The sequence below is a fragment of the Ruegeria sp. H7 genome (assembly GCF_056532945.1).
The window spans coordinates 99,403-121,227 of record NZ_JBQFNZ010000006.1; the positions used below are offsets into that span (position 1 = coordinate 99,403).

The 21,825-nt window shown below is 62.1% G+C and carries 22 protein-coding genes; 15 read left to right on the plus strand and 7 right to left on the minus strand.

The window, feature by feature from the left end; all coding sequences use genetic code 11:
* Positions 1–6: 6 nt before the first annotated feature.
* Positions 7–1,230: a urate hydroxylase PuuD gene (locus tag ACR0AC_RS13890; protein ID WP_170623801.1), complete on the minus strand. Its 1,224-nt coding sequence runs from the start codon at positions 1,228–1,230 to the stop codon at positions 7–9.
* 96 nt (positions 1,231–1,326) lie between these two features.
* Here ACR0AC_RS13890 and ACR0AC_RS13895 point away from each other — a divergent pair, with 96 nt between their 5' ends.
* A complete protein-coding gene (locus ACR0AC_RS13895) occupies positions 1,327–2,238 on the plus strand; it encodes a LysR family transcriptional regulator (RefSeq protein WP_170454373.1) in 912 nt (303 codons plus the stop codon).
* A gap of 205 nt (positions 2,239–2,443) precedes the next feature.
* Here the strand turns inward: ACR0AC_RS13895 and uraH are convergent, their stop codons facing one another.
* Positions 2,444–2,800, minus strand: coding sequence for a hydroxyisourate hydrolase (uraH, locus tag ACR0AC_RS13900; RefSeq protein ID WP_480874151.1), 357 nt, complete (start codon positions 2,798–2,800; stop codon positions 2,444–2,446).
* Positions 2,801–2,963: 163 nt separating this feature from the next.
* On the opposite strand from uraH, the gene puuE reads away from it, so the two are divergent.
* Positions 2,964–4,382: an allantoinase PuuE gene (gene puuE, locus ACR0AC_RS13905; RefSeq protein WP_480874154.1), complete on the plus strand. Its 1,419-nt coding sequence runs from the start codon at positions 2,964–2,966 to the stop codon at positions 4,380–4,382.
* A complete protein-coding gene (locus ACR0AC_RS13910) occupies positions 4,379–4,867 on the plus strand; it encodes an ureidoglycolate lyase (protein ID WP_480874156.1) in 489 nt (162 codons plus the stop codon). Before puuE ends, ACR0AC_RS13910 begins: the two co-directional genes overlap by 4 nt.
* 101 nt (positions 4,868–4,968) lie before the next feature.
* Here ACR0AC_RS13910 and ACR0AC_RS13915 read toward each other — a convergent pair whose 3' ends face one another.
* The 3 genes from ACR0AC_RS13915 to ACR0AC_RS13925 form a co-directional block, all read right to left on the minus strand.
* Positions 4,969–5,955: a type I glyceraldehyde-3-phosphate dehydrogenase gene (locus ACR0AC_RS13915; RefSeq protein WP_480874159.1), complete on the minus strand. Its 987-nt coding sequence runs from the start codon at positions 5,953–5,955 to the stop codon at positions 4,969–4,971.
* Between the two features lie 54 nt (positions 5,956–6,009).
* The gene (locus ACR0AC_RS13920; RefSeq protein WP_480580149.1) at positions 6,010–6,333 is read right to left on the minus strand and encodes a hypothetical protein; all 324 of its coding nucleotides are present in this window, start codon (positions 6,331–6,333) and stop codon (positions 6,010–6,012) included.
* Positions 6,334–6,434: 101 nt separating this feature from the next.
* Positions 6,435–7,265: a bifunctional allantoicase/(S)-ureidoglycine aminohydrolase gene (locus ACR0AC_RS13925; RefSeq protein WP_170520745.1), complete on the minus strand. Its 831-nt coding sequence runs from the start codon at positions 7,263–7,265 to the stop codon at positions 6,435–6,437.
* Positions 7,266–7,443: 178 nt separating this feature from the next.
* On the opposite strand from ACR0AC_RS13925, the gene ACR0AC_RS13930 reads away from it, so the two are divergent.
* Complete coding sequence (locus tag ACR0AC_RS13930; RefSeq protein WP_480626830.1) at positions 7,444–7,800, plus strand: hypothetical protein; 357 nt, start codon at positions 7,444–7,446, stop codon at positions 7,798–7,800.
* Between the two features lie 5 nt (positions 7,801–7,805).
* Here the strand turns inward: ACR0AC_RS13930 and ACR0AC_RS13935 are convergent, their stop codons facing one another.
* The gene (locus tag ACR0AC_RS13935; protein ID WP_170632835.1) at positions 7,806–8,741 is read right to left on the minus strand and encodes a 2-hydroxyacid dehydrogenase; all 936 of its coding nucleotides are present in this window, start codon (positions 8,739–8,741) and stop codon (positions 7,806–7,808) included.
* Between the two features lie 127 nt (positions 8,742–8,868).
* Between ACR0AC_RS13935 and ACR0AC_RS13940 the strand changes: the two genes are divergently transcribed.
* Genes ACR0AC_RS13940 through ACR0AC_RS13955 form a run of 4 tightly spaced genes read left to right on the plus strand, consistent with a single transcriptional unit; the run spans position 8,869 to position 12,585 of the window.
* A complete protein-coding gene (locus ACR0AC_RS13940; RefSeq protein WP_480874164.1) occupies positions 8,869–10,104 on the plus strand; it encodes an acyl-CoA dehydrogenase family protein in 1,236 nt (411 codons plus the stop codon).
* A gap of 8 nt (positions 10,105–10,112) precedes the next feature.
* Positions 10,113–10,916 (plus strand): thioesterase family protein, encoded by an 804-nt coding sequence (locus tag ACR0AC_RS13945; RefSeq protein ID WP_170454355.1) that lies wholly within the window; start codon positions 10,113–10,115, stop codon positions 10,914–10,916.
* Complete coding sequence (locus ACR0AC_RS13950; RefSeq protein WP_480874167.1) at positions 10,913–11,638, plus strand: DUF1007 family protein; 726 nt, start codon at positions 10,913–10,915, stop codon at positions 11,636–11,638. The genes ACR0AC_RS13945 and ACR0AC_RS13950 overlap by 4 nt, the downstream gene beginning before the upstream one ends.
* Positions 11,623–12,585, plus strand: a complete 963-nt coding sequence (locus tag ACR0AC_RS13955) for a nickel/cobalt transporter (RefSeq protein WP_480874170.1) — start codon at positions 11,623–11,625, stop codon at positions 12,583–12,585. The genes ACR0AC_RS13950 and ACR0AC_RS13955 overlap by 16 nt, the downstream gene beginning before the upstream one ends.
* Before the next feature lies 1 nt (position 12,586).
* Here the strand turns inward: ACR0AC_RS13955 and truA are convergent, their stop codons facing one another.
* Positions 12,587–13,354 carry a tRNA pseudouridine(38-40) synthase TruA gene (truA, locus tag ACR0AC_RS13960; RefSeq protein WP_480874172.1) on the minus strand — a complete coding sequence of 256 codons (768 nt, stop codon included), beginning with the start codon at positions 13,352–13,354 and terminating at the stop codon, positions 12,587–12,589.
* A gap of 107 nt (positions 13,355–13,461) precedes the next feature.
* On the opposite strand from truA, the gene ACR0AC_RS13965 reads away from it, so the two are divergent.
* From ACR0AC_RS13965 to ACR0AC_RS13995, 7 genes are all read left to right on the plus strand, one after another.
* The gene (locus ACR0AC_RS13965) at positions 13,462–14,877 is read left to right on the plus strand and encodes a YcjX family GTP-binding protein (protein WP_170623779.1); all 1,416 of its coding nucleotides are present in this window, start codon (positions 13,462–13,464) and stop codon (positions 14,875–14,877) included.
* A complete protein-coding gene (locus ACR0AC_RS13970) occupies positions 14,877–15,329 on the plus strand; it encodes an N-acetyltransferase family protein (RefSeq protein ID WP_480626871.1) in 453 nt (150 codons plus the stop codon). Before ACR0AC_RS13965 ends, ACR0AC_RS13970 begins: the two co-directional genes overlap by 1 nt.
* Complete coding sequence (locus ACR0AC_RS13975; protein ID WP_170454345.1) at positions 15,322–16,311, plus strand: YcjF family protein; 990 nt, start codon at positions 15,322–15,324, stop codon at positions 16,309–16,311. The genes ACR0AC_RS13970 and ACR0AC_RS13975 overlap by 8 nt, the downstream gene beginning before the upstream one ends.
* Before the next feature lie 59 nt (positions 16,312–16,370).
* Positions 16,371–17,081: a VIT1/CCC1 transporter family protein gene (locus ACR0AC_RS13980; protein ID WP_170454343.1), complete on the plus strand. Its 711-nt coding sequence runs from the start codon at positions 16,371–16,373 to the stop codon at positions 17,079–17,081.
* Between the two features lie 86 nt (positions 17,082–17,167).
* Positions 17,168–18,484, plus strand: coding sequence for an SDR family oxidoreductase (locus tag ACR0AC_RS13985; RefSeq protein ID WP_170454341.1), 1,317 nt, complete (start codon positions 17,168–17,170; stop codon positions 18,482–18,484).
* Positions 18,484–18,963, plus strand: coding sequence for a DUF2269 domain-containing protein (locus tag ACR0AC_RS13990; RefSeq protein WP_170623777.1), 480 nt, complete (start codon positions 18,484–18,486; stop codon positions 18,961–18,963). The genes ACR0AC_RS13985 and ACR0AC_RS13990 overlap by 1 nt, the downstream gene beginning before the upstream one ends.
* Before the next feature lie 100 nt (positions 18,964–19,063).
* Positions 19,064–21,775: a DUF2339 domain-containing protein gene (locus ACR0AC_RS13995; protein WP_480781457.1), complete on the plus strand. Its 2,712-nt coding sequence runs from the start codon at positions 19,064–19,066 to the stop codon at positions 21,773–21,775.
* Positions 21,776–21,825: the final 50 nt, after the last annotated feature.

A 21,825-nucleotide genomic window follows, 5' to 3' on the forward strand; every position in this document is an offset into this window, starting at 1 on the left:
ACCGCGTTACAGCCCGGCGTTGCGGACCCATCGGATGATGGCATCGCGATCTTCTGGTTCCATAAAGGTCACATTGGCCGGCGGCATCGCATGGGTCACACCGGCCTGCAGGTAAATCTGCTGCGCGTTGCGGGCAATATCCGCCTCGGTTTCCAGCAAAACGCCTTTGGGGGCCCAAAGGATGCCCTCCCAAACCGGCTCACGTGCATGGCACATGGAACAGCGCCCCAGAACGATGTCGTGTGCCTGCTCAAACCCTTCGGCTGCTGCGAATTTCTGTTCATAGGGCGTCAACGGCTGCGCCTCGGCCTCTTCAACCGGTTCATACATCGGTGCGGTCGACAGCCACATGATGGCGATGAACAGCATGGCGGTTGCCAGCCAGGTCCAGGTGGGGTTGCCTGCACGCGCGTGGCGGGTGTTGAAATAGTGCCGGATGGTGACGCCCATCAGGAACACCAGCGCGGCGATGATCCAGTTGTATTGGGTCGCAAAGGCCAGCGGGTAGTGGTTGGACAGCATCAGGAACAGAACCGGCAGGGTCAGATAGTTGTTGTGGGTCGAACGCAGCTTGGCGATCTTGCCGTATTTCGGGTCGGGTGTGCGCCCGTTCTTCAGGTCATCCACAACGATGCGCTGGTTCGGCATGATGATGAAGAACACGTTGGCCGTCATGATCGTGGCGGTAAAGGCCCCCAGATGCAGCATCATCGCGCGCCCGGTGAAAATCTGGTTGTATCCCCAGCCCATAGCCACCAGCAGGACGAACAGCAGTACCATCAACAGGGTTGGACGCTCGCCCAGACCGGATTTGCACAGAAAGTCATAGACCAGCCATCCGATAGTCAGGGACGCTGCCGAGATCAGAATGCCTTGCCACAGTGCCAGATCGGCCTTTTCGGCGTCGATCAGGTATAGTTCTCCGCCGACCCAGTAGACGATCATCAACAGCGCCGCACCGCTGAGCCAGGTTGAATAGCTCTCCCATTTGAACCAGGTCAGATGGTCGGGCATCCGCTCGGGCGCGACCAGATATTTCTGAATGTGGTAGAAGCCGCCGCCATGCACCTGCCATTCCTCGCCATCCGCAGGGCCGGGGATATTGCGGTTCAGGCCCAGATCCAGCGCGATGAAGTAGAAGGACGATCCGATCCACGCCATGGCCGTGATCACATGCAGCCAGCGCACGGCAAATGCCATCCAGTCCCAGAACACGGCAAAGTCGTACATGAATGAGGTCTCCGATTGGTTGCCGCCACACTAGGCAAACGGGCTTTTCTTCGGTATTCCCGTATATTGTCAAACTGTATCAAAAAAAACGATAAGATGTCCTATCTCGACAATATCCGCACCTTCGTCAGGGTTTATGATCTGGGCAGCATGTCCGCCGCCGGGCGCGATTTGCGGATTTCACCGGCTGTGACCTCGGCGCGGATTTCTCAGCTTGAGGATCATCTGGGCGTGCGTCTGTTTCAACGCACGACGCGGAACCTGTCACCGACCGAGCAGGGCAAAGCGTTTTATCCCGGCGCGGTGGCGGTGCTGGATGCGGTGGATGAGGCCGAAGCGCAGGTGACGCACCTGACCGAAGCCCCGCGCGGGTCTCTGTTCGTGGCGGCTCCGCTGGGGGTGGGGCGGCGGTTACTTGCCCCGCATGTGCCTGATTTTCTGGCGGAATACCCCGAGATCGATGTGCGTTTGCGCCTGACGGACCGGTCCGTTGATCTGACGACCGAGGGGTTGGATCTGGCCTTTTTCATCGGTCAGCCCGAGGACAGCACCTTGCGCATCCGCAAAATCGCCGATTGCCAGCGCGTGCTATGCGCTGCCCCCGACTATGTGGCGCGGCGGGGTATGCCTGCAACGGGGGCTGATCTGGTGAAGGACAAACACGAATGCCTGAACCTGCGCTTTCCTGGCGCGACCGAGTTTCAGTGGATGCTGGAAACCGCCGACGGCCCGAAACGCTATGCGGTGTCAGGCCGGTTCGAATGTGATGACGGAGACGTCCTGACAGATTGGGCGCTGTCCGGGCAGGGCATTGCCATGAAGCCGGTGTTTGAAGTGGCCGATCACCTAAGCGCTGGTCGTCTGGTGGCCGTCGCGCAGGAAACGCCGCCCGTGCCGGTGCAGATGGCGTGCCTTTATACACACCGCCGCCATCAGGACCCCAAGGCGCGGCTGTTCATGGATTTCATGATCGAGCGGATCGGAAAAGTCGTCCGAAACTCGGAATAGCCAGCCGGGTAGGGCTCCCCCCCCTGTTTGTGTCGTTCCGGCACCGCACAGCGGTGGGCCGGGCGCCGCAGCTATGCTGCGGCGCGGGGGCGATGGGATCCGGTGTGGCGCTGCCATTGATAAAAGCGCAATCGCGCCGGGCGCAGGGCACGGCGCTGGGCCCAACGGGAAGGGACCCTGAAAGGGTCTCTGACCGGCGGGAGGGTTAGCTGCCGCGATAGGTCGAGTAGCCGTAAGGGGAAAGCAGCAGGGGCACGTGGTAATGTGCCTCGGGGTCGGACATACCAAACCGGATCGGCACCTGATCCAGAAACAGGGGGTCATCCCCGTCTTGTCCTGTCGCGCGCAGGTAATCGCCGGCGAAGAAGATCAGCTCGTATGTGCCTGTCTTGAATGTCTCCCGCGGCAGGATCGGGCTGTTCGTGCGACCATCGGCATTGGTTTCCATCTCGACCAGCTTGCGATGGGAATTGCCGGACACGCTGTACAACGCGATTTTCAACCCGGCGGCGGGGCAGCCCCGGGCGGTGTCCAGAACATGAGTTGTCAGATAGCCTGCCACGAATGCCTCCCTCAGATGCGTCGCTTTGCTGTGCCACAGTGTGGCGCAAAGATCAAAACAGGGGAAATGCCGAAAGAACCGGAAACAGCGTTCGGATTGATTTGATAATCATCGGCGAATTTCTAGGATAAGCCTGTCGAAACATCCAAAACCGGAAGACGCCATGCAACCGCCTCGATACCCCCGCGACATGATTGGATACGGTGCCAACCCGCCAGCGGCGCAATGGCCGGGCGGGGCCAAGCTGGCCGTCCAGATCGTACTGAATTACGAAGAGGGCGGCGAGAACTGCGTTCTGCACGGTGATGCCGTATCCGAGGCGTTTCTGTCCGAGATCGTCGGCGCGGCGCAATGGCCGGGCCAGCGCCATTGGAACATGGAATCGATCTATGAATACGGCGCGCGGGCCGGGTTCTGGCGGCTGCATCGGTTGATGCAGGACCTGCCGATCACGGTTTACGGCGTGGCGTCGGCTTTGGCCCGATCGCCGGATCAGGTGGCCGCGATGAAAGACGCCGGTTGGGAGATTGCCAGCCATGGGCTGAAATGGGTGGAACACAAAGACATGCCCGAGACGCAGGAGCGCGCCGAAATTGCCGAGGCGATCCGGCTTCACACCGAGGTCGTCGGTGAGCGCCCGCGCGGCTGGTACACCGGGCGCTGTTCCGAGAACACGGTGCGTCTGGTGGCCGAAGAGGGCGGGTTCGATTATGTCGCCGACACCTATGACGACGATCTGCCCTATTGGACACAGATCGACGGTCGGGATCAGCTGATCGTGCCCTACACGCTGGATTGCAACGATATGCGCTTTGCCACGCCGCAAGGGTTCAATGCGGGCGATCAGTTCTTTTCCTATCTCAAGGACAGTTTCGACGCATTGTATGAGGAAGGGCAGGCGGGGGCGCCCAAGATGCTATCCATCGGGTTGCATTGTCGTTTGATTGGGCGACCGGGCCGCGTCATGGCGTTGAAACGTTTTCTGGAATACGCGCGCAGCTTCTCGGATGTGTGGTTTGCCACCCGGTTGCAGATTGCTGAACACTGGGCACAGACCCACCCGCCGCAATCCCATCCGAAGCCGTCGCAGATGGGACGGGACGCGTTTGTCGAAGCCTATGGGGGCATTTTCGAACACTCGGCCTGGATTGCCGAGCGGGCCTATGATCTGGAACTTGGGCCTGCTCATGACACCGCAGGCGGGTTGCACAACGCTTTGGCGCGGATCTTCCGGTCGGCCTCTGAGGCCGAGCGGTTGGGGGTTCTGACAGCGCATCCTGATCTGGCGGGCAAGCTGGCGCAGGCCAAGCGGTTGACGCAGGAAAGCACGTCCGAGCAGGCCTCGGCCGGGTTGGACGCGCTGACGGATGAGGAGCGCGCGACCTTCACCGAATTGAATACGCGGTACACTGAAACGTTCGGATTTCCGTTCATCATTGCGGTGCGGGATCATGACAAGGCCTCGATCCTTGCGGCCTTTCAGCGGCGGATTGAACAGGATCGCGATACCGAGTTTGCCGAGGCCTGCCGTCAGGTTGAACGCATCGCCGAATTCCGGCTGCGGGACGTGTTGCCCTCATGAGCCGCCAGATCGTTGCCGAGCCGCTGACTGCCAAGCTATTTGCGCCTTTTGGTGATGTGATCGAAGTGTCTGGCGATGCCGACAAGATCATCAACCAGGGGCAGTGTGGCCGGTATCATGATCGGGCGCTGCTGGATTTCACCGACGGGCGCGCCGGGATCAGCCTGTTCAACGCCAACCCGCGCGCGCTGCCATATGCGCTGGATATGGTCGAGCGGCACCCGGAGGGCAGTCAGGCGCTTATCCCGATGACCCATCAGCCGTTTCTGGTCGTCGTAGCACCCGATGAAGGAGGGCAGCCTGGGCGGCCCAGGGCGTTCATGACACGAGCCGGGCAGGCCGTGAACTATCATCGCGGTACGTGGCATGGGGTGCTGACGCCTTTGCACGGCCCGGGCCTGTTTGCCGTGGTGGATCGCATCGGTGAGGGTGCGAACCTCGAGGAATTCTGGTTCGACACCCCCTATGAGGTGATTGCGGGCTAACCCCGGAAGGCTCCCGCCCGGTCAGAACGCATCGAAGATGCGCGCTGACCCGTTGGGCCGGGCAGCGCGCGGGCAGGCCCGCCCGCTGCGGTCAGTCCGGATCAACCCGTCGCCATCAAACGGGCCACGTCCAGCATGCGGGCGGAAAAGCCCCATTCATTGTCATACCAGCCGAAGACACGGACCTGATTGTTGCCGACCATTCGGGTCTCGGGGCCTGCGATAACCAGCGATTCGGGGCGGGATCGCAGATCGGACGAGACCAAAGGCAGATCGGTCCAGCCAAGAACCGCCGAAGCCTCGACCGCTTCGCGAAACGCGGTGTCGAAAGCCTGTTCGCTCATGCCGCGCCCGAGCGTCACCACAAGGTCCACCGCCGAAACGCTGGCAGTTGGAACCCGCACCGCTGCGCCCGAAATCCGTCCGGCCAGATGCGGCAGAACAACGTCGATCAGGTGGGTTGCGCTGGAGGTGGTTGGCACCATCGACAGCGCCCCTGCGCGCGAACGCGCAAGATCGCCGCGCGGCGCGTCAACCATCGGCTGGCTGTTGGTGTAACAGTGAATGGTCGTCATATGGCCCGAGACGATGCCGCCGATCTGATCCAGTGCCCGAACCAGCGGCGCGAGGCCATTGGTGGTGCAGGACGCGTTCGAGACGATGTTGGCGTCGCCCAGCTGATCCTCATTGGCACCCAAAACCACCGTCAGTTCAGCGGCGGGCGAGGGCCCCGAGATCAGCACCTTGCGTGCGCCAGCCGCCAGACCCCGGCGGGCGACATCGGATGAGCGTGCAATGCCGGTGCAATCCAGCAGGACGTCAACGCCTGACAGATCGATATTCGCCAGATCGGAACTGTGCGTCATCGGCACCGTGCGCCCGTCTATGATCAGGGCTTCGTCACCGGCGGACACGTCCCCCGCATAGGGGCCAAAGGTGCTGTCGTATTTGAACAGATAGGCGCAGGTGTCCAGCAGTGCGATGTCGTTGATCAGCACCAGCTCGATATCTGATCCTCGCGGCTGGGCCAGAACCTGCCGCAGGATCGTGCGGCCGATGCGGCCGAATCCGTTGATCGCGAGTTTCATGCGCAAGCTATGGCAGGCAGATCAGGCGATCTCAACGAAAGTATTGTACCAATTTCAACCGCAACTGACCTGCGAGAAGAACTGCCCCGAGATGTTCTGATACATGCTGGCCACGATCGGTTTGCATCCGGTTGCCTGCTGGATCGCCGCGATGGCCTGCAGGGTGCGCAGGCGCGGGGGCGGGCCGAACGGGTTGAGGTTGTTGTTGTCGCGGGTGGCGCGGTAGATGACCGGCTCGTCCGAGACTTTGGTCACGGCCCACGTCCGGCTCATGACAAAGACCGATTTGGTCTCATCCTTGGCAGCGACCGGCGTGGACAAGGTTGCGGCCACGATGGCGCATGCGGCCAGAGCCATCAGGGGGGTACGCAGTTTCATCAGCCAGTCTCCAATACTCAAACAATGGAATTTGCTGGGATTTCAGCAAATTCCGGGGCCGCTGTGAACCCCTGCAGGGGTAAAAGGCGATGAAACCGGGTTTAGCGGGGCAAGGATAACGGCATATGCCGGTTCACGTCCTTGTACAGAAGATACCGGAATCGCCCCGGCCCACCCGCGTAACAGGCCTGCGGGCAAAAGGCGCGTAGCCACATGTAATCGCCCGCCTCGACCTCCACCCAGTCCTGATTGAGCCGGTAGACGGCCTTGCCTTCCAGCACGTAAAGCCCGTGTTCCATCACATGGGTTTCAGCAAAGGGGATCACGCCGCCGGGTTCGAAATTGACGATGTTGACATGCATGTCATGGCGCAGGTCCTGCGGGTCGGCAAAGCGCGTTGTGGACCAGCGCCCTTCGGTTCCGGGCATCTCGATAGGCGTCACGTCTCGTTCATTGGTGATGATCGGATCGGGGACGGGCAGCCCGTTCACGGCCTCATAGGCCTTGCGAACCCAGTGAAACCGCGCCACGGCGTCGGATCGGTTGTGCAATGCCCAGTCCGCGCCCGGTGGGATATAGGCGTATCCCCCTGTATCCAAACCGTATTCCGTTCCGTTCAGCGTTAGATGCACGGCCCCCTCGACCACAAACAGAACGGCCTGAGCGCGTGGGTCTGTTTCCGGCTGATCGCTGCCACCGCCGGGCTGAACCTCCATGATGTATTGCGAAAACGTCTCGGCAAAGCCGCTGAGCGGGCGCGACAGGACCCACAGGCGCGTGCCCTCCCAAAACGGCAGATAGCTGGTCACGATGTCGCGCATCGTACCCTTGGGAATGACCGCATAGGCATCTGTGAACACAGCGCGGTCGGTCAAAAGCTGGTCCTGGCCGGGGTGCCCGCCGAGGGGCGAAAAATAGGTTGGGTGTGTCATCATATGCCTCGGGTTCGTTTGCGTTGCACTATGCGACCAAACCGGGTGTGGCCTCTAGCGCTGGGCTTGCGATAGGTTTGTTCGGGATAATTTGAAGGTCGCCGCCATAGGGGTTGGCCGCGCCCCCGCGCAGGTATATCCTTGAAGTCAAAATTGATTTCAGTTCAGCGAGGCAGAAATGAAAGCCCGGGTCTTTTTCGCATTGGCACTACTTAGCATGGCAGGCGTTACGACGACCGCCTCGGCCAAACCATTGTCCCGAATCATCGCCGAAATGGGGCTTTCGCCTGCGGATTTCGAGGTGGCAAACAAAGCCTCGCGCAGCTTGCTGACCGACGGCACGCCCAGCGTCGGCAAGGAGATCGGGTGGAGCAATGTCGAGACCGGATCAAAGGGGACAATCCGGATTGATGCGGTCGAAGGCAATTGCGTCCGGCTGCAACACGACATTCAGCCCGAAGGCAAAGAGGCCTCGCGCGGGGTCAGAACCCGTCAATGCAAGGACGCGGGCGGCAACTGGGTGATGGCGCCCTGATTGCGCTAGTAACCGCGCGCCCTGTCGACCTCATTCAGAAGTGGCGCGCCGGTTGTCAGCCGCTGGAAGTTTTCTGCCACATCCGACAGCGCATCGCCCAGATGCCAACCGGACACATGGGGCGTGATCGTCACGCTTGGGTGCTGCCAAAGCGGGTTGTCGGCTGGCAGCGGCTCGTGACACGTCACATCCAGAATTGCATGGCCGGGCGTGCCCTGATCCAGCGCGGCAATCAGCGCACCCTCGTCAATCAGATCGCCGCGACCGGCGTTCAATAGCTGACTGCCGGGTTTCATAGTCGCCAGCATCTGCGCGTCGAACAGACCCACCGTTTGCGGGGTCGAGGGCAGGATGGCGCAGACATGATCGCACTGCCCCAGCAGACCGGGCAAGGCATCGTCGCCGTGCACGCAGGTGACGCCCTCGATCTGCTTAGGCGACCGGCTCCAGCCCAGAACCTGAAACCCGACAGCGCGCAGCATTCGCGCCGTGCGGTCCCCGATATGACCCAGACCCAGAACGCCGACGGTTGTATGGGGCGTGAAGGTTGGTTCCTTGGGCAGCCATTCAGCACGGGCCTGCGCGGCTTCGTGAAATGCCATGTGACGCTGGGCGCGCAGAATGTAGGCGACGAACCATTCGGCAATGCCTTGTGCCGGTGCATCCGGTTTCAGGCGCGCAACCCGCATGTGATCCGGCAGGTTGGGATTGCCGACAATCGTTTCTACGCCCGCCCCAAGCTTTTGCACCAGTTTCAGGTTCGGCAGCTGGTGCAGGTGGTCGTCTTTCAGGCCCACGACCGCAACCATCGTGATCTCATCGGCGTTGCCGATTGCGTCCGGCGTGCGAATATCGGCACCGGGGATCGCGGACCGGATGTCATTGGCGATGTCCGCATCGCTGATCCAGTTGGTCAGGCCGGTGTCTATCAACAGCGCCATGGGCGGTTCCTTCCCTTGAAATTGAACGTGGTGACGTTCCGTCACGCAACTGGACAGAGTCGCAACAGTTAAGCCATCCTCGGTCCGTAAGGTACAGCCCGGATTTCACCCGGCAGGAGGGAATTTCATGAATATGTCATTTGGTTTGCGCGAGGAAAACCGCGCCCTTTTGCAACGTGTCGCCGACATGGTCCGGGATGAGATCATGCCGCTGGAAGAAGAATACCAGGCCGAGATCAACAAGGACGACCGCTGGCAATATACCGAACGCCAGGCCGAAATCCTTGAGGGGCTGAAAGCCAAAGCCAAGGCCGCCGGTCTGTGGAATTTCTGGCTGACCGACAGCGACAAAGGGTTCGGGCTGACCACGGTTGAATATGCTTATTTCGCCGAAGAGATGGGCAAGACCCCCCTTGGGGCCGAGGTGTTCAACTGTTCCGCCCCCGACACCGGCAATATGGAAGTGTTCGAGCGTTACGGCACCGAGGCGATGAAACAACAGTGGTTGAAGCCACTGCTCGACGGCCAGATCCGCTCGGCCTATCTGATGACCGAACCGGATGTGGCTTCATCCGATGCGACCAATGTGTCGATGGCCTGCGTGCGGGACGGCGATGACTATGTCCTAAATGGCGAGAAATGGTGGTCATCCGGCGCGGGCGATCCGCGCTGCAAGGTCTATATCGTGATGGTCAAAACCGGCGGCGAGGGTCAGCCAAAGCACAAGCGCCAGTCGATGATCGTGGTGCCTGCCGATACGCCCGGGATCGAGGTTCTGCGACCCATGCAGGTCTACGGCCACGACGACGCGCCACACGGCCATATGCATATTCGGTTTACCGACGTGCGCGTGCCCGCAGAGAATATCCTCTTGGGCGAAGGTCGCGGGTTCGAGATTGCGCAGGGCCGCTTGGGGCCGGGGCGCATTCACCATTGCATGCGTGCCATCGGTCAGGCGGAAAGCGCGCTGGAGCAGATGTGCAAACGTTCCATGCAGCGTGAAGCGTTCGGCAAGAAGCTGGCGCAGCTGGGTGCCAATTACGACATCATCGCCGAATGCCGGATGGAGATCGAGATGGCCCGCCTGCTGTGTCTGAAAGCGGCGTGGTACATGGATCAGGGCGATGCGCTGGCTGCAGCGCCGTGGATCAGCCAGATCAAGGTGGTCGCGCCTCGGGTCGCGCTGAAGGTGATCGACGAGGCGGTGCAGATGTTCGGCGGGCAGGGGGTCAGCCAGGACACACCTCTGGCCACCGCCTGGACCCATGTGCGAACACTGCGACTGGCCGACGGACCTGACGCGGTTCACCGCCGTCAGGTCGCGCGGGCCGAGTTGAAGAAACATACGCAGGAAAAGGTCTGACGCACCACATGACCAGGTACGAATTCGACAACCTCGCCTATTTTCATCAGCGAGAAGATGGGGCTTTTGTCGGCAACGACCCGGCGCGCGGCCCCTGGTCAGCCGATCATTGTCACGCGGGGCCCGTCAGTGGCCTGATCGTGCGCGCTGCTGAAACCGAGGTTGGGCCCGAGAAGATGCTGACCCGTCTGACGGTTGATCTGCTGCGCCCTCTGCCCCTGTCGGGCTTGCGGGTGGCGGCAGAGACTACTCGCCACACCAAAACGCTCGCCACCACGCGGGTGACGGTGCACGATCTGGACGACACCCTGTGCGCTACGGCGACAACCATGCATCTGGCGCGTCGTGATCTGGGCACAGTGCCCAATGTCCAAGTCACTCCGCTGCGGTTCGAGGATGCGGTCAATGGCCCTTTCCCGATCGGAGAATTGCGCCACGACCTTCCGGGATTTGCCCATTACAGCGACATCAGATACCCGGCTGGGGGCAAACAGGGGGCCGGGCCGAAAGCCATCTGGATGCGCACGCCGAACCTGTTGGAGGGTGAGGTGCAATCGCCGATCCAGTCGCTTTGCCCGCTGGCCGATTGCGGCAACGGTATCTCGTGGAACGCGCCAACGGCGGAAATGGGTTTCATGAACACCGATTTGACGGTGAATATCCATCGCGAGCCGGTCTCGGACTGGTTGGCAGCCGACTCGATCTCGCACTGGCAACCTTCGGGCGTCGGCATGTCGCAATCGGTTCTGTATGATACCGAAGGGCCAGTGGGGACAGCGCTGCAAACGCTGGTTCTGTTCCCGCCCACATGATGCGCTCGGCCGGTTTCTGCGGTGCAGCGGGGAAACGCATTGCCGCTGCGGTGTTGCCGCCCTATCTTGCCGTCATGCGTTGGCTGATACCCATTCTGACTTGCTGCCTGCCGATCCCCGCGCTGGCCCACCCGCATGTCTTCATCGACACCGGGTTGGAGTTCATCGTGGACGAGGCAGGCAACCTGACCCATGTGCGCGTGACCTGGGCGTATGACGAGTTTTACTCGCTGCTGGTTCTGGAGGATTTGAAGCTGGATCAGGACGCAGATGGTGTCCTGACAGAAAGCGAAGAAGCGTTCCTGACCGGGTTCGACGCGCAATGGATCGAAGGTTACAACGGCGATCTGGTGGTGACTGCTGGTGGCGTGCCGGTCAAACTGTCCGGTCCGCTGGAACCCCACGCGACAACCGAGAACGGGCGCGTCGTGACCACGCATCTGCGTCAGGTCGAAGGCGGTGCCGTACCTGCGGACGCCCTGTCGGCCAAACCGTTTGATGAGACCTATTATACAGCATACGAAGTCAACCGGCCCGTGACCGTGTCCGGCCCGTCCACATGTTTCATCGAGCGTGTCGATCCCGATATCGATGGTCAGTTGGCGCAGATGCGGGCGTTTCTGCTGACATTGGACGCGGATTACGATCTGGAGGAAAACGACATCCCGCTGGTGGGCGAGAACTTCGCGACTGAGATCCTCGTGTCATGTCCAAATACCTGATTATTCCGGTCGCCATCGCCTTTGGCCTGCTGGCCTGGTTCTGGGGAAGCGGTGGCTTTGACAGCCTCGCCGCCTGGGCCGCGGGTGAGCAGCGCGAGTTCCAGAATCAGATCGCACGGGCCTTGCGGGCAGCGCGGGCCGAGCAGCCTCAGGCTGTGGCAACGCTACTGACCGTTTGTTTCGCCTACGGGTTCTTTCATGCGATCGGCCCCGGTCACGGCAAGGTCCTGATCGGAGGGTACGGTCTGGGCCGCCGCGTCGCGTTCTGGCGCTTGTCCGCGATCAGTGTGCTGTCCAGTCTTGGTCAGGCGGTGACGGCGGTTGTTTTGGTCTATGCCGGAGTGCTGGTTTTTCAGCTGTCGCGCGAGACCTTGGTAGGCACGACCGAGCAGGTAATGGCCCCCATCAGCTACGCGGCGATTTCCGCGATTGGCCTGTGGCTGGTTTTCCGTGGTGTACGTAGCTTTGTCAGGCGGTCCCGTAACGACGCCAAGCCTTCCCATGCCCATGATCACGACCATGACCATCACCACCAACACGATCACGATCACCACCACCATCATCACCACGAGGGCGAGGTCTGTTCGGATTGCGGCCACCGCCACGGCCCCAGCGCGGAAGAAGTCGCCAATGTCGGCAGCCTGCGCGAGGCGATCATCCTGATCGCAGGCATAGCCGCGCGCCCCTGTACCGGCGCGCTGTTCGTTCTGATTCTGACCTGGCAGATGGGTATCGCAATGGTCGGTATCGCCGGAGCCTTCTCGATGGCGCTGGGCACGGCACTGGTTACTACCTTGGTCGGCTGGACGTCATTTGGGCTGCGCGGCGGGCTGCTTGCTTCGGCCTCGGCCACCCGGTTTGCCTCCGTTCTGGCCCCGACCATCGAATTGGTGGCGGGGTTGGTGATCGCGGTAATAGCGGGTGGTCTGCTGTTGCGCGCGATCTAGGTCAGTCGAAAACCGGCTCGGGATAGCCGACCCGCGCCAGATACAACCCTTGCGGCGGGCATACCGGCCCACAGGCCGCGCGGTCGGTGGCCTGCAACGCGTCGCGCACGTCCTCGGGTGACCACGAGCCCGCGCCAACGCGTTCCAGCGTGCCGACGAAACTGCGCACCTGATTGTGCAGGAAGGACCGGGCGCGGACGTGGAAATGAACCTCGGGGCCGGAAAAGCCCTGAACCCGCTCGACCCGCAACTCATCCAGAGTTTTGACCGGGCTGGCCGCCTGACAGATCGACGAGCGGAACGTGGTAAAGTCATGCCGCCCGATCAGCATGTCGGCGCCCTTCTGCATGGCATCGACATCCAGTTGATGATTGACGCGCCAGACCTGCCCCTTGTCATGGGTCGCAGGCGCACGGCGCATCAGGATGCGGAACAGGTACTGGCGCTCGACCGCCGTGAACCGCGCATGCCAGTCGTCCGCGACCTGCGCGGCCTGCACAATGGCCACCGGTTGCGGCTTGAGGTGATAGTTCAACGCTTCGGACAGGCGGAACGGGTCCCAATCCTTGATCAGATCGCAATGGGCCACTTGCCCCAGCGCATGCACGCCCGCATCGGTACGCCCGGCGGCGGCAATGGTGTGATCGCCCGGTTGAATGCGGGACAAGGCGTACTCGATGGCACCCTGTACCGACGGCAAGTCCTTCTGCCGCTGCCAACCGGCAAACGGTTCCCCCTGGTATTCGACTTTCAACGCATATCTGGGCATGCGCCGCTGGTAGCGTGCGGCGCGCAAACGGGCAAGGGGGCGAAAGCACTGGCATGTCCGAAGGCGGCTACCTATCTTGGGCAAAACGATAATTGCGGGGCGACAGTTTGGTCATCTCATCCCTGGCAGACAGTCTTGTGCGCGGCGTCGAAACCATTGGCGACAGCGTGTCCGAGACATTTTTCGAGCCGGTCATCCGTCTGGGCGTCACCGGTCTGGCGCGATCTGGCAAGACGGTTTTCATCACCTCGCTGGTGGCAAACCTGCTTGACCGGGGCCGCATGAGCGGCCTTGTCGCGCAGCAGGAAGGCCGGATCAACGCCGCTTATCTGCAACCGCAACCTGACGACATCGTCCCCCGATTTGACTATGAATCGCACCTCTCCGACCTGACTGGCCCTCAACCACACTGGCCCGACAGCACCCGCGCCGTGTCCGAGTTGCGCTTGTCTTTCAAGGCACGTCCTGCCGGGTTGCTGGCCGGTCTACAGGGGCCGCGCACCGTGCATCTGGACATCGTGGACTATCCGGGTGAATGGCTACTGGACCTCGCGCTGTTGGACAAATCCTATGAGGATTGGTCGCGCGAGACCCTCTCGCGCATCGAAAACCGACCTGACGCGGCAGAGTTTCTGAAACAAGCCCGCGCAACCGATCTGACAGCCATTCATGACGAACCGACCGCGCAGGCCCTGTCTTCCGCATTTACCACCTATCTGAATCAGGCACGCGAGGTCGGGTTCTACGATTGTACGCCGGGGCGGTTCCTGCTGCCGGGCGATCTGGCAGGCTCTCCGGTTCTGACCTTCGCGCCATTGCCGGTGTCCGAGCCCTCGCGCCGCCGTACCCTCCAGCGCGAGATGGAGCGGCGGTATGAGGCCTACAAGGCGCAGGTAGTAAAGCCGTTCTTCCGCGACCACTTCTCGCGCATTGATCGGCAGTTGGTTCTGGTCGATGCGCTGGGCGCGATCCACAAAGGCCCGCAAGCGGTCGAGGATATGCGCCGGGCCATGGGCGATATCCTGTCGGCTTTCCGTCCGGGCCGTAACGCGTGGCTCAGCCAGTTGCTGCTGGGCAAACGGGTCGAACGCATCCTGTTCGCCGCCACCAAGGCCGATCACCTGCATCACACGCAGCACCCCCGCCTGACCGCGATCATGGAGGCGCTGACACGTGAGGCGCGCGACCGGGCAAGCTTTGCGGGGGCCGAAACAGCGGCGCTGTCGCTGGCCTCGCTGCGGGCCACAACCGAAGAGATGCGCAGCCATGACGGGGTCGAATTGCCCTGCGTGCGCGGCACGTTGCAGGACAGTGGCAAGCAGGCGGCGTTTTACCCCGGTGAGCTGCCGGACGATCCGGCCCACTTGCTGGGCCCGGCCCGGAACGGGGCCGAGACTTGGCTGGGCGATGATTTTGGCTTCATGAGGTTCGCTCCGGCGCATCTGACCCTACGCCCCGGCGATGGCCCACCGCATATCCGGCTGGACCGGGCCGCGCAGTTCCTGATCGGAGACCGGTTGTGATGGTCACTTTGCGCCCGGCCCGCAGCACCGATGCCGGAACGACCGGGGAAATCCTGCACGGGTTTGCCCGCGAAAACGACTGGATGCCGGAACTGCATAGCTGCGCCGAAACCATCGCCTTTTGCGGTCGCATGATTGATCAGGGCTGGGTCACGGTGGCTGAAACCTCGGATGGGGTGGTTGGGTTTCTGGCGTTGAATGGATCGGATATTCATTCGCTGTACCTGACGGCCTCTGCGCGCGGGCAGGGGATCGGGGCGCAGTTGCTCGACCATGCCAAGGCGCGACACCCGCAACTCAGCCTCTTTGCCTTTCAGGCCAATACCGACGCGTGCAGGTTCTACGAACGTCATGGCTTTGCCGAGGTTGCCCGCAGCGACGGGGCCGACAATGATGAAAACCTGCCGGATATCAAATATGTCTGGCGTATCGAAAGGGCAGCACATGGCTAAAGGCCCGGTACTGATCGATCTCGAGGAAGATGCGCCCGCCGCCGACGTGGCCATGGCCCCGCCGGTGCCGGACCTTGCGCAGCCTCAGGGTCAGGCGATGCAAAGCGCGGCCCGAATTGCTGCCCGCAAGCCCTCGGCCCTGTCGCGGTGGTTCTGGGGCTTGGCGCTGGCGGTTGTTGGCGCTGCGATCTCGGTCGCCGCATGGGATTTCGCCACCTCGCTGGTCGCCCGCGCGCCTGTGCTGGGGTGGATCGTCACTGGATTGATCGCGGCGCTGGTTTTTGTCGCGCTGATCATCGCAATCCGGGAGTTGGCGGCGATTGGCCGTCTGTCCCGTGTCGACGGGCTGCGCCGCGCTGCGGATGAAGCGCTGGCCGACGCCGATCTTGCCAAGGCCCGTGCTGTTACGTCTCGCCTGATCGCCTTCTACAAAGGTCGGCATGAGACCCAATGGGGCCGCGACCGCCTGTCCGAACGAATGCCCGAGCAATTTGACGCCTCAGGCCTTCTGGGTTTAGCCGAAGATGAAATTCTGGCCCCTCTGGACGCTGCCGCCAGCCGCGAGGTTGAGGCGGCTGCCCGGCAGGTGGCGACTGTGACCGCTTTGGTGCCGCTGGCGCTGGCGGATGTGGTGACGGCTTTGGCCGCCTCGCTGCGGATGATCCGGCGGATAGCGGAAATCTATGGCGGGCGGGCCGGGTTTCTGGGCAGTTGGCGTCTGACCCGCGCCGTTTTTGTTCATCTGGTCGCAACCGGCGCAGTCGCAGTGGGCGACGATTTGTTGGAGCCGGTTTTGGGCGGCTCGGTCCTCAGCAAACTGTCCCGCCGGTTTGGTGAGGGGCTGGTGAACGGCGCACTCAGCGCCCGGGTTGGCGTTGCCGCGATGGAGGTGTGCAGACCCTTGCCGTTCTCGGATCGTCACAAACCGTCGACCAGGGCCGTGATCAAACGCGCCTTGAAGGGTCTGTTTTCCAAGGGTTGATCTGACGCAAAGCGCACCTGCCAGCCATTCGTCACACTGAATGTGACGGAGGGCCAGCCATGACAGATCACGGTCACAGCCAGCAGGAGATCGCCCAGCGGATCAATGCCCCGCCCGGGCGCGGCGTTCTGCGCGATGTGGTCTATGGCGGTATCGACGGTTCGGTCACCACCTTCGCCATCGTGGCAGGTGTTGCGGGGGCAGGGTTGTCGTCCTTTGTCATCGTGGCGCTAGGGTTGGCGAATGTTCTGGCCGATGGGTTTTCCATGGCGGCGGGCAACTACTCGGGCACCAAGGCGGAACTGGACAACATCAAGCGGATCCGCGCCATCGAGGAACGCCACATCGCCCTTTACCCACAAGGCGAACGCGACGAGGTGCGCGCGATTCTGGCGCAGAAGGGTCTATCGGGGCCCGTGCTGGAGGATGCGACCGCGGCCATAACCTCGAACCACGAAAGCTGGATAGACCTGATGATCGAAGGCGAATATGGGCTGGGCAGTGTCGATCCGCACCCGATGAAGGCCGCTCTTGCCACGTTCTTTGCCTTTCTGGTGGCCGGGATGATCCCTTTGTTGCCGTTTCTGGTGTCGCTGAACAACGCCTTCGCTGTTTCGGCGTGGATGACGATGGGCGTCTTTTTCGCCATCGGAGCGCTGAAAAGCCGCTGGTCGCTGGCCCCGTGGTGGCGTTCGGGCTTGGAGACGCTGCTGATCGGCGGCGTGGCGGCACTTATTGCCTATCTGGTGGGGTCCTTGTTTCACCCCTGACCCTGCGGCTTTGTCGCAGATCGCCTGACCTGTCTGGCGTGTTCCGATGTTTCCGTTAGGCTGAGGCAAAACGGATTTGACAACCAATGCATTCTGACGATCTGTGTGGGAAAAACATACTGATTCTGGGCGCCTACGGGTTTATCGGCGCCGCTGTTGCGCGTGCGCTGACGGCTGAAGGTGCAAGCGTGCGCGGGCTGGTGCGCAACTTGCCGATGGGGAACAAGGTTCTTCCGGGGACACAACTCATACAGGGCGATCTGCGCAATCTGAACCGATCGAAGGACTGGCAGGACCTGCTGCAATCGGTCGATATCGTGGTCAATTGCGCAGGTGCCCTGCAGGATGGCGGGCAGGACGATCTTGAAGTGGTCCACCACACTGCAATCGCGGCCTTGGGTCAGGCTTGCGCTGCACGGGAAATCGCGGTGATCCAAATCTCGGCCATTGGGGCTGAGCCGGATGCGCCGACGCCATTCCTGAACACCAAAGCCGCCGGGGACGCCGCTTTGCGGGCCTCGGGCATGCCGCTTTGGGTGCTGAAGCCAGGGCTGGTGATTGGGCAGAGCGACTACGGTGGTACCGCGCTGCTGCGCATGCTGGCCGCGATCCCGTGGGTACAGCCGCTGGCTTATCCGGACACCCCTGTGCAGTGCATCGGAATGCCGGATCTGTGTCGCGTCGTTCTGTCTGCCGCCATGGATCGGCTGCCGCAAGGCACTTATGATCTGGTCGAGGATACGCCCCATCCGCTGGCAGAGGTGGTTGCGGCCACGCGTCGTTGGCTTGGGTTTCGCCCAGCCTCGACCCATTTGAGGATTCCGTCCGCATTGATCAAACCCATCGCTGCCGGGGCTGATCTGCTGGGTCGGTTGGGGTGGCGATCCCCGCTGCGCAGCACGGCAATGACGGTCATGGCGCAAGGCGTGATCGGTGATCCTGCACCATTTCGGCAGGCCTCGGGGCAGGCGCTGGCGTCCTTGCCGCAGATCTACGCCGGATTGCCCTGCGGTCGCGAACACAGGCTGACCGCGCGCATGACCCTTCTGATGCCACTGGTCGTTGGGGTGCTGAGCCTGTTTTGGCTGCTCTCAGGTCTTTTCGGGCTTTTGGGGCTGTCCAATGCGGCGCAGGTCCTGATCGGGGCAGGATGGGCGGTGCCCGTCGCGATGCTTGGCGTGGCGTTCTGGTCGGTGGTCGACATTGCGCTTGGGCTGGCCATTCTGTGGCGGCCCTGGGCCACCCGCGCATGTTTGGCGCAGATCGGGGTGGCGCTGATTTACCTGATTTCAGCCTCGGTTCTGGTGCCCGGCTTGTGGGCCGATCCGCTGGGTCCGTTGGTCAAAGTGCTTCCTGCAATGACCTTGTCCCTGATTGCCATTCCGATGTTGGAGAGCCGCTGATGGACCCCGATCTGATCCTGCTCTGGCTGCATGTCATTGGAGCGTGCGTGTTGTTGGGAACCGGCGCTGGCATCGCGTTTTTCATGCTGATGGCACACCGTAGCCGGGACGCACATCTGATTGCGCATACCGCAGGCATCGTGGTGCTGGCTGATCTGATCTTCACAACAACCGCCGTCATCCTGCAGCCGATCACCGGGACCGCGCTGGCCTGGCGGTTGGGCTGGTCGCTGAGCGAGGGTTGGATCGCCTTGTCGCTGGTGCTGTATGTGCTGACCGGGTTGTTCTGGTTGCCGGTGGTGTGGATACAGATCAGGCTGCGGGCCTATGCGCGGGTTGCTGCGGATGCAGGAAGCCCAATGCCCGCAGACTACACCCGCCTGTTCCGTATCTGGTTTATATGCGGAATTCCGGCTTTTCTGTCGGTGCTGGTGATCCTTTGGCTCATGATCGCGCGCCCGGCGATCTCGGTCCTTTAGCGTGTTTCCCGCAACACCGCGACGGTACCGGGATTTCCGTACTGTCGCCCGATAGCTCGCGCGGTATAGCTTGCCCGGACGATATTGAACGGAGCCTGAATTGGAATCGCTGCTTGTTCTTCTTGGCCTGATTGTACTGGCCATTCCGGTAACGATTGTCGTGCTTTTGGTTGGCCAAGCGCGCTTGCGCCGCCGGGTTGAGCACCTTGAGCGGCAAGTACAGGCGCTGTCGCCGGGTCAGGCTGAGGTCGAACTGCCAGAGGCCGTGGCATCGGCGCCAGAGCCAAAAGCCGAGGTGGATTTGCCCGCATCAGAGGCCGCGCCCGGCCCATGGTCGCCACCTGACCAAAAGCAGGATCCTCCGGTTGCCGAAGAGACCGAGCCATCAGGGGCCGTTGTTTTCCGGCAGGATCGCTTTGCGGCCCTCGGGCTGTGGCTGCGCGAGAACTGGTTTTATGCGGTTTCGGCCCTGTCCTTGGCCTTGGCCGGTATCTTTCTGGTTCAGTACGGGGTTGAAAATGGGCTGCTGCCACCGGCTGCGCGGGTCGCGGCATCTTTGGCCTTTGGGGTCGCGCTGATCGTGGTGGGCGAAGTCATTCGCCGCAGGTTCGGCGATGACGAAACAGCCTCGACCGCGTATCTGCCATCGGTCTTTTCCGGTGCGGGCTTGGTAACATTGTTCGGCGGCATTCTGGCCGCCCGGCAACTCTATGACCTGATCTCTCCCGAAACGGCGTTGGTTGGCATGGTTCTTGTCGCGCTGGTGGGTCTGGTGCTGGGCTGGTTCCACGGGCCGCTGCTGGCTGCTGTGGGACTGATCGGAGCCTTCTCGGCCCCCTTTATGGTAGGAGGCTCATCCGATGATCCGACATGGCTGTATGGGTATTTTGTCATCCTGACCTTGCTGGGTCTGGGCATCGATACGGTGCGGCGCTGGGCCTGGATTTCGGTGCTTACGCTCTTTGCCGCCTATATTGCCTGCCTGCTGCTGGTTCTGTCTTCCCCGTTGACCGAGCCCGGTTATCTGACCAGCGTTACCGTGCTGGCACTTCTGGCCATTGCGATCCCCAACCGGCGCATCTGGCCCGATCACGCGGGCCCCATGGTGGCCGAGATCATCCGGCGCAAGAAGGGTGATCCGTGGCCTGCTTTCCCGACCCGCGTGGCATTTGCCGCAGTGGCCGTCAGCTCGGCCATCCTGTCCCTGCACTGGGCGGATTCAGCGGGTGAGTTCTGGCTGACCACATGCTTGCTGCTCGGGTTGGCTCTGGCACTGCTTTTGTGGGCCAAGGACGCGCCTGCCTTGCAGGATGCCACGGTGTTCCCGGCTGTTGGGTTGATCGGCTTTGTCGTCGCGCATGGCCTCGAAAACGGCACCGTCGCGCGCACCTTCGCGGCCACCTATGCCGAGACGCCCGAAGCAGACGCCCCGTTAGTTGTCACGATACTGGTCGCATTGGGCGTGCTGGTCTCAGTTCTTGCGGCTTGGCGATCCTGCAACGCAGACCGATACGCCGCCATATGGGCCGGGGCGGCCGCCGTGTTCGCGCCCGCCATGGCCATCGCGCTGGAGGTCGGCTGGCATCCGGCCAAGGTGATCGGCCCGTACCCCTGGGCGCTGCACGCCATCGTTCTGGGTGCGGTGATGGTTGGTATAGCGGAACGCTTCGCCCGCGTTGATGGCGAGAACCGGATGCGGCCCGCGCTGGCCACGCTTTCAGCGCTGTCCTGTCTGGCCTTTGCCTGCGTGATCGTCCTCAGTTCCGCAGCGCTAACGATTGCGCTGGTCGTGACCATCGTGGTCGCTGCGGCGTTGGATCGCCGGTTCACTTTGCCGCCGATGAGCTGGTTTATCTGGGCAGGTGTGTTCACGGTAACCGTACGGCTGGTTCTGGACCCCGGTCTGCGCTGGGCCGAAAGCGCACCACTTGCCGAGATGGCGCTGGTCTACGCTTCGGCGACGCTTGGGTTCTTTGTCGGCTGGGTGCTGATCAAACCGCTGGATCGCCCGATTGCCAAGCTGCTGCTCGAAAGCGCGGCCTGGGCGACCGGAGGCATTTTGCTATCGCTGCTTCTGCTGCGCTGGCTGGAGGCGTTTGGTGAGGGCGGGGCCGAGAACAGCCATTGGGGTCTGGGCCTGCTGTCCGTCATCTGGCTGCTGCTGGCCTATGCGCAGGTGCAACGCTTCGAACTGGGCGGCAAGCTGACCTATGCGCGCTATGCTCTGGCGATCTTCTTCGCTGGTCACGGGGTGCTGCGTCTGGTCGAAGCTCTGGTAGATCGCAATCCGTTGCTGAACCCCTTGGCCGAGCCGGTTCTGGGCCCTCCGCTGTTGAACACACTGGCGGTGGCCTATCTGATCCCCGCACTGGCCATCGGGTTTTCGGCCTGGAGGATTACGTCCATGCCCAAGCATTTGCGGCAGGTCAGCTATGGTGTGGCTGCGGGTTTAGTGACCGTCTGGCTGGGCCTGACCATCCGCCATGTCTGGCAGGGTGCCGAGGGCATGTACGAGGGCAACGGCGTAACCCAGCCCGAGCTTTATACCTATACCCTGACCCTTTTGATTGTCGGTGCGGCGTTGTTCTACCAATCGCTCGCGCGGCGGTCCGACCTGATGCGCAAGGCGGGGCTGGCGGTGATCGGGCTGGCCGTGGCCAAGGTGTTCCTGATCGACATCGCGGGCCTTGGCGGTCTGATCCGCGTCTTCTCGCTGCTGGCGCTGGGCCTCGCGCTGGCGGGGCTTGCATGGCTCAATCGTTGGGCCAAGCTGCGCCATTTGCCGCAAGGCTCGGAACCTCTGGACCATTGAGAGCGGGCGTCATATAAGCGCGGGCATGTTTGACCGTTTGGCCATCATTA

Bases quoted from the DNA above. Each gene is read 5' to 3' on its own strand.
- ACR0AC_RS13955 (WP_480874170.1), top strand. From the start codon at position 11,623: ATGTCCAAATACCTGATTATTCCGGTCGCCATCGCCTTTGGCCTGCTG.
- ACR0AC_RS13975 (WP_170454345.1), top strand. From the start codon at position 15,322: ATGGCTAAAGGCCCGGTACTGATCGATCTCGAGGAAGATGCGCCCGCC.
- ACR0AC_RS13985 (WP_170454341.1), top strand. From the start codon at position 17,168: ATGCATTCTGACGATCTGTGTGGGAAAAACATACTGATTCTGGGCGCC.
- ACR0AC_RS13980 (WP_170454343.1), top strand. From the start codon at position 16,371: ATGACAGATCACGGTCACAGCCAGCAGGAGATCGCCCAGCGGATCAAT.
- ACR0AC_RS13920 (WP_480580149.1), bottom strand. From the start codon at position 6,333: ATGAAACTGCGTACCCCCCTGATGGCTCTGGCCGCATGCGCCATCGTG.
- ACR0AC_RS13910 (WP_480874156.1), top strand. From the start codon at position 4,379: ATGAGCCGCCAGATCGTTGCCGAGCCGCTGACTGCCAAGCTATTTGCG.
- puuE (WP_480874154.1), top strand. From the start codon at position 2,964: ATGCAACCGCCTCGATACCCCCGCGACATGATTGGATACGGTGCCAAC.
- ACR0AC_RS13890 (WP_170623801.1), bottom strand. From the start codon at position 1,230: ATGTACGACTTTGCCGTGTTCTGGGACTGGATGGCATTTGCCGTGCGC.
- ACR0AC_RS13970 (WP_480626871.1), top strand. From the start codon at position 14,877: ATGGTCACTTTGCGCCCGGCCCGCAGCACCGATGCCGGAACGACCGGG.
- ACR0AC_RS13895 (WP_170454373.1), top strand. From the start codon at position 1,327: ATGTCCTATCTCGACAATATCCGCACCTTCGTCAGGGTTTATGATCTG.
- ACR0AC_RS13990 (WP_170623777.1), top strand. From the start codon at position 18,484: ATGGACCCCGATCTGATCCTGCTCTGGCTGCATGTCATTGGAGCGTGC.
- truA (WP_480874172.1), bottom strand. From the start codon at position 13,354: ATGCCCAGATATGCGTTGAAAGTCGAATACCAGGGGGAACCGTTTGCC.
- ACR0AC_RS13945 (WP_170454355.1), top strand. From the start codon at position 10,113: ATGACCAGGTACGAATTCGACAACCTCGCCTATTTTCATCAGCGAGAA.
- ACR0AC_RS13935 (WP_170632835.1), bottom strand. From the start codon at position 8,741: ATGGCGCTGTTGATAGACACCGGCCTGACCAACTGGATCAGCGATGCG.
- ACR0AC_RS13930 (WP_480626830.1), top strand. From the start codon at position 7,444: ATGAAAGCCCGGGTCTTTTTCGCATTGGCACTACTTAGCATGGCAGGC.
- ACR0AC_RS13915 (WP_480874159.1), bottom strand. From the start codon at position 5,955: ATGAAACTCGCGATCAACGGATTCGGCCGCATCGGCCGCACGATCCTG.
- ACR0AC_RS13940 (WP_480874164.1), top strand. From the start codon at position 8,869: ATGAATATGTCATTTGGTTTGCGCGAGGAAAACCGCGCCCTTTTGCAA.
- ACR0AC_RS13950 (WP_480874167.1), top strand. From the start codon at position 10,913: ATGATGCGCTCGGCCGGTTTCTGCGGTGCAGCGGGGAAACGCATTGCC.
- ACR0AC_RS13925 (WP_170520745.1), bottom strand. From the start codon at position 7,265: ATGACACACCCAACCTATTTTTCGCCCCTCGGCGGGCACCCCGGCCAG.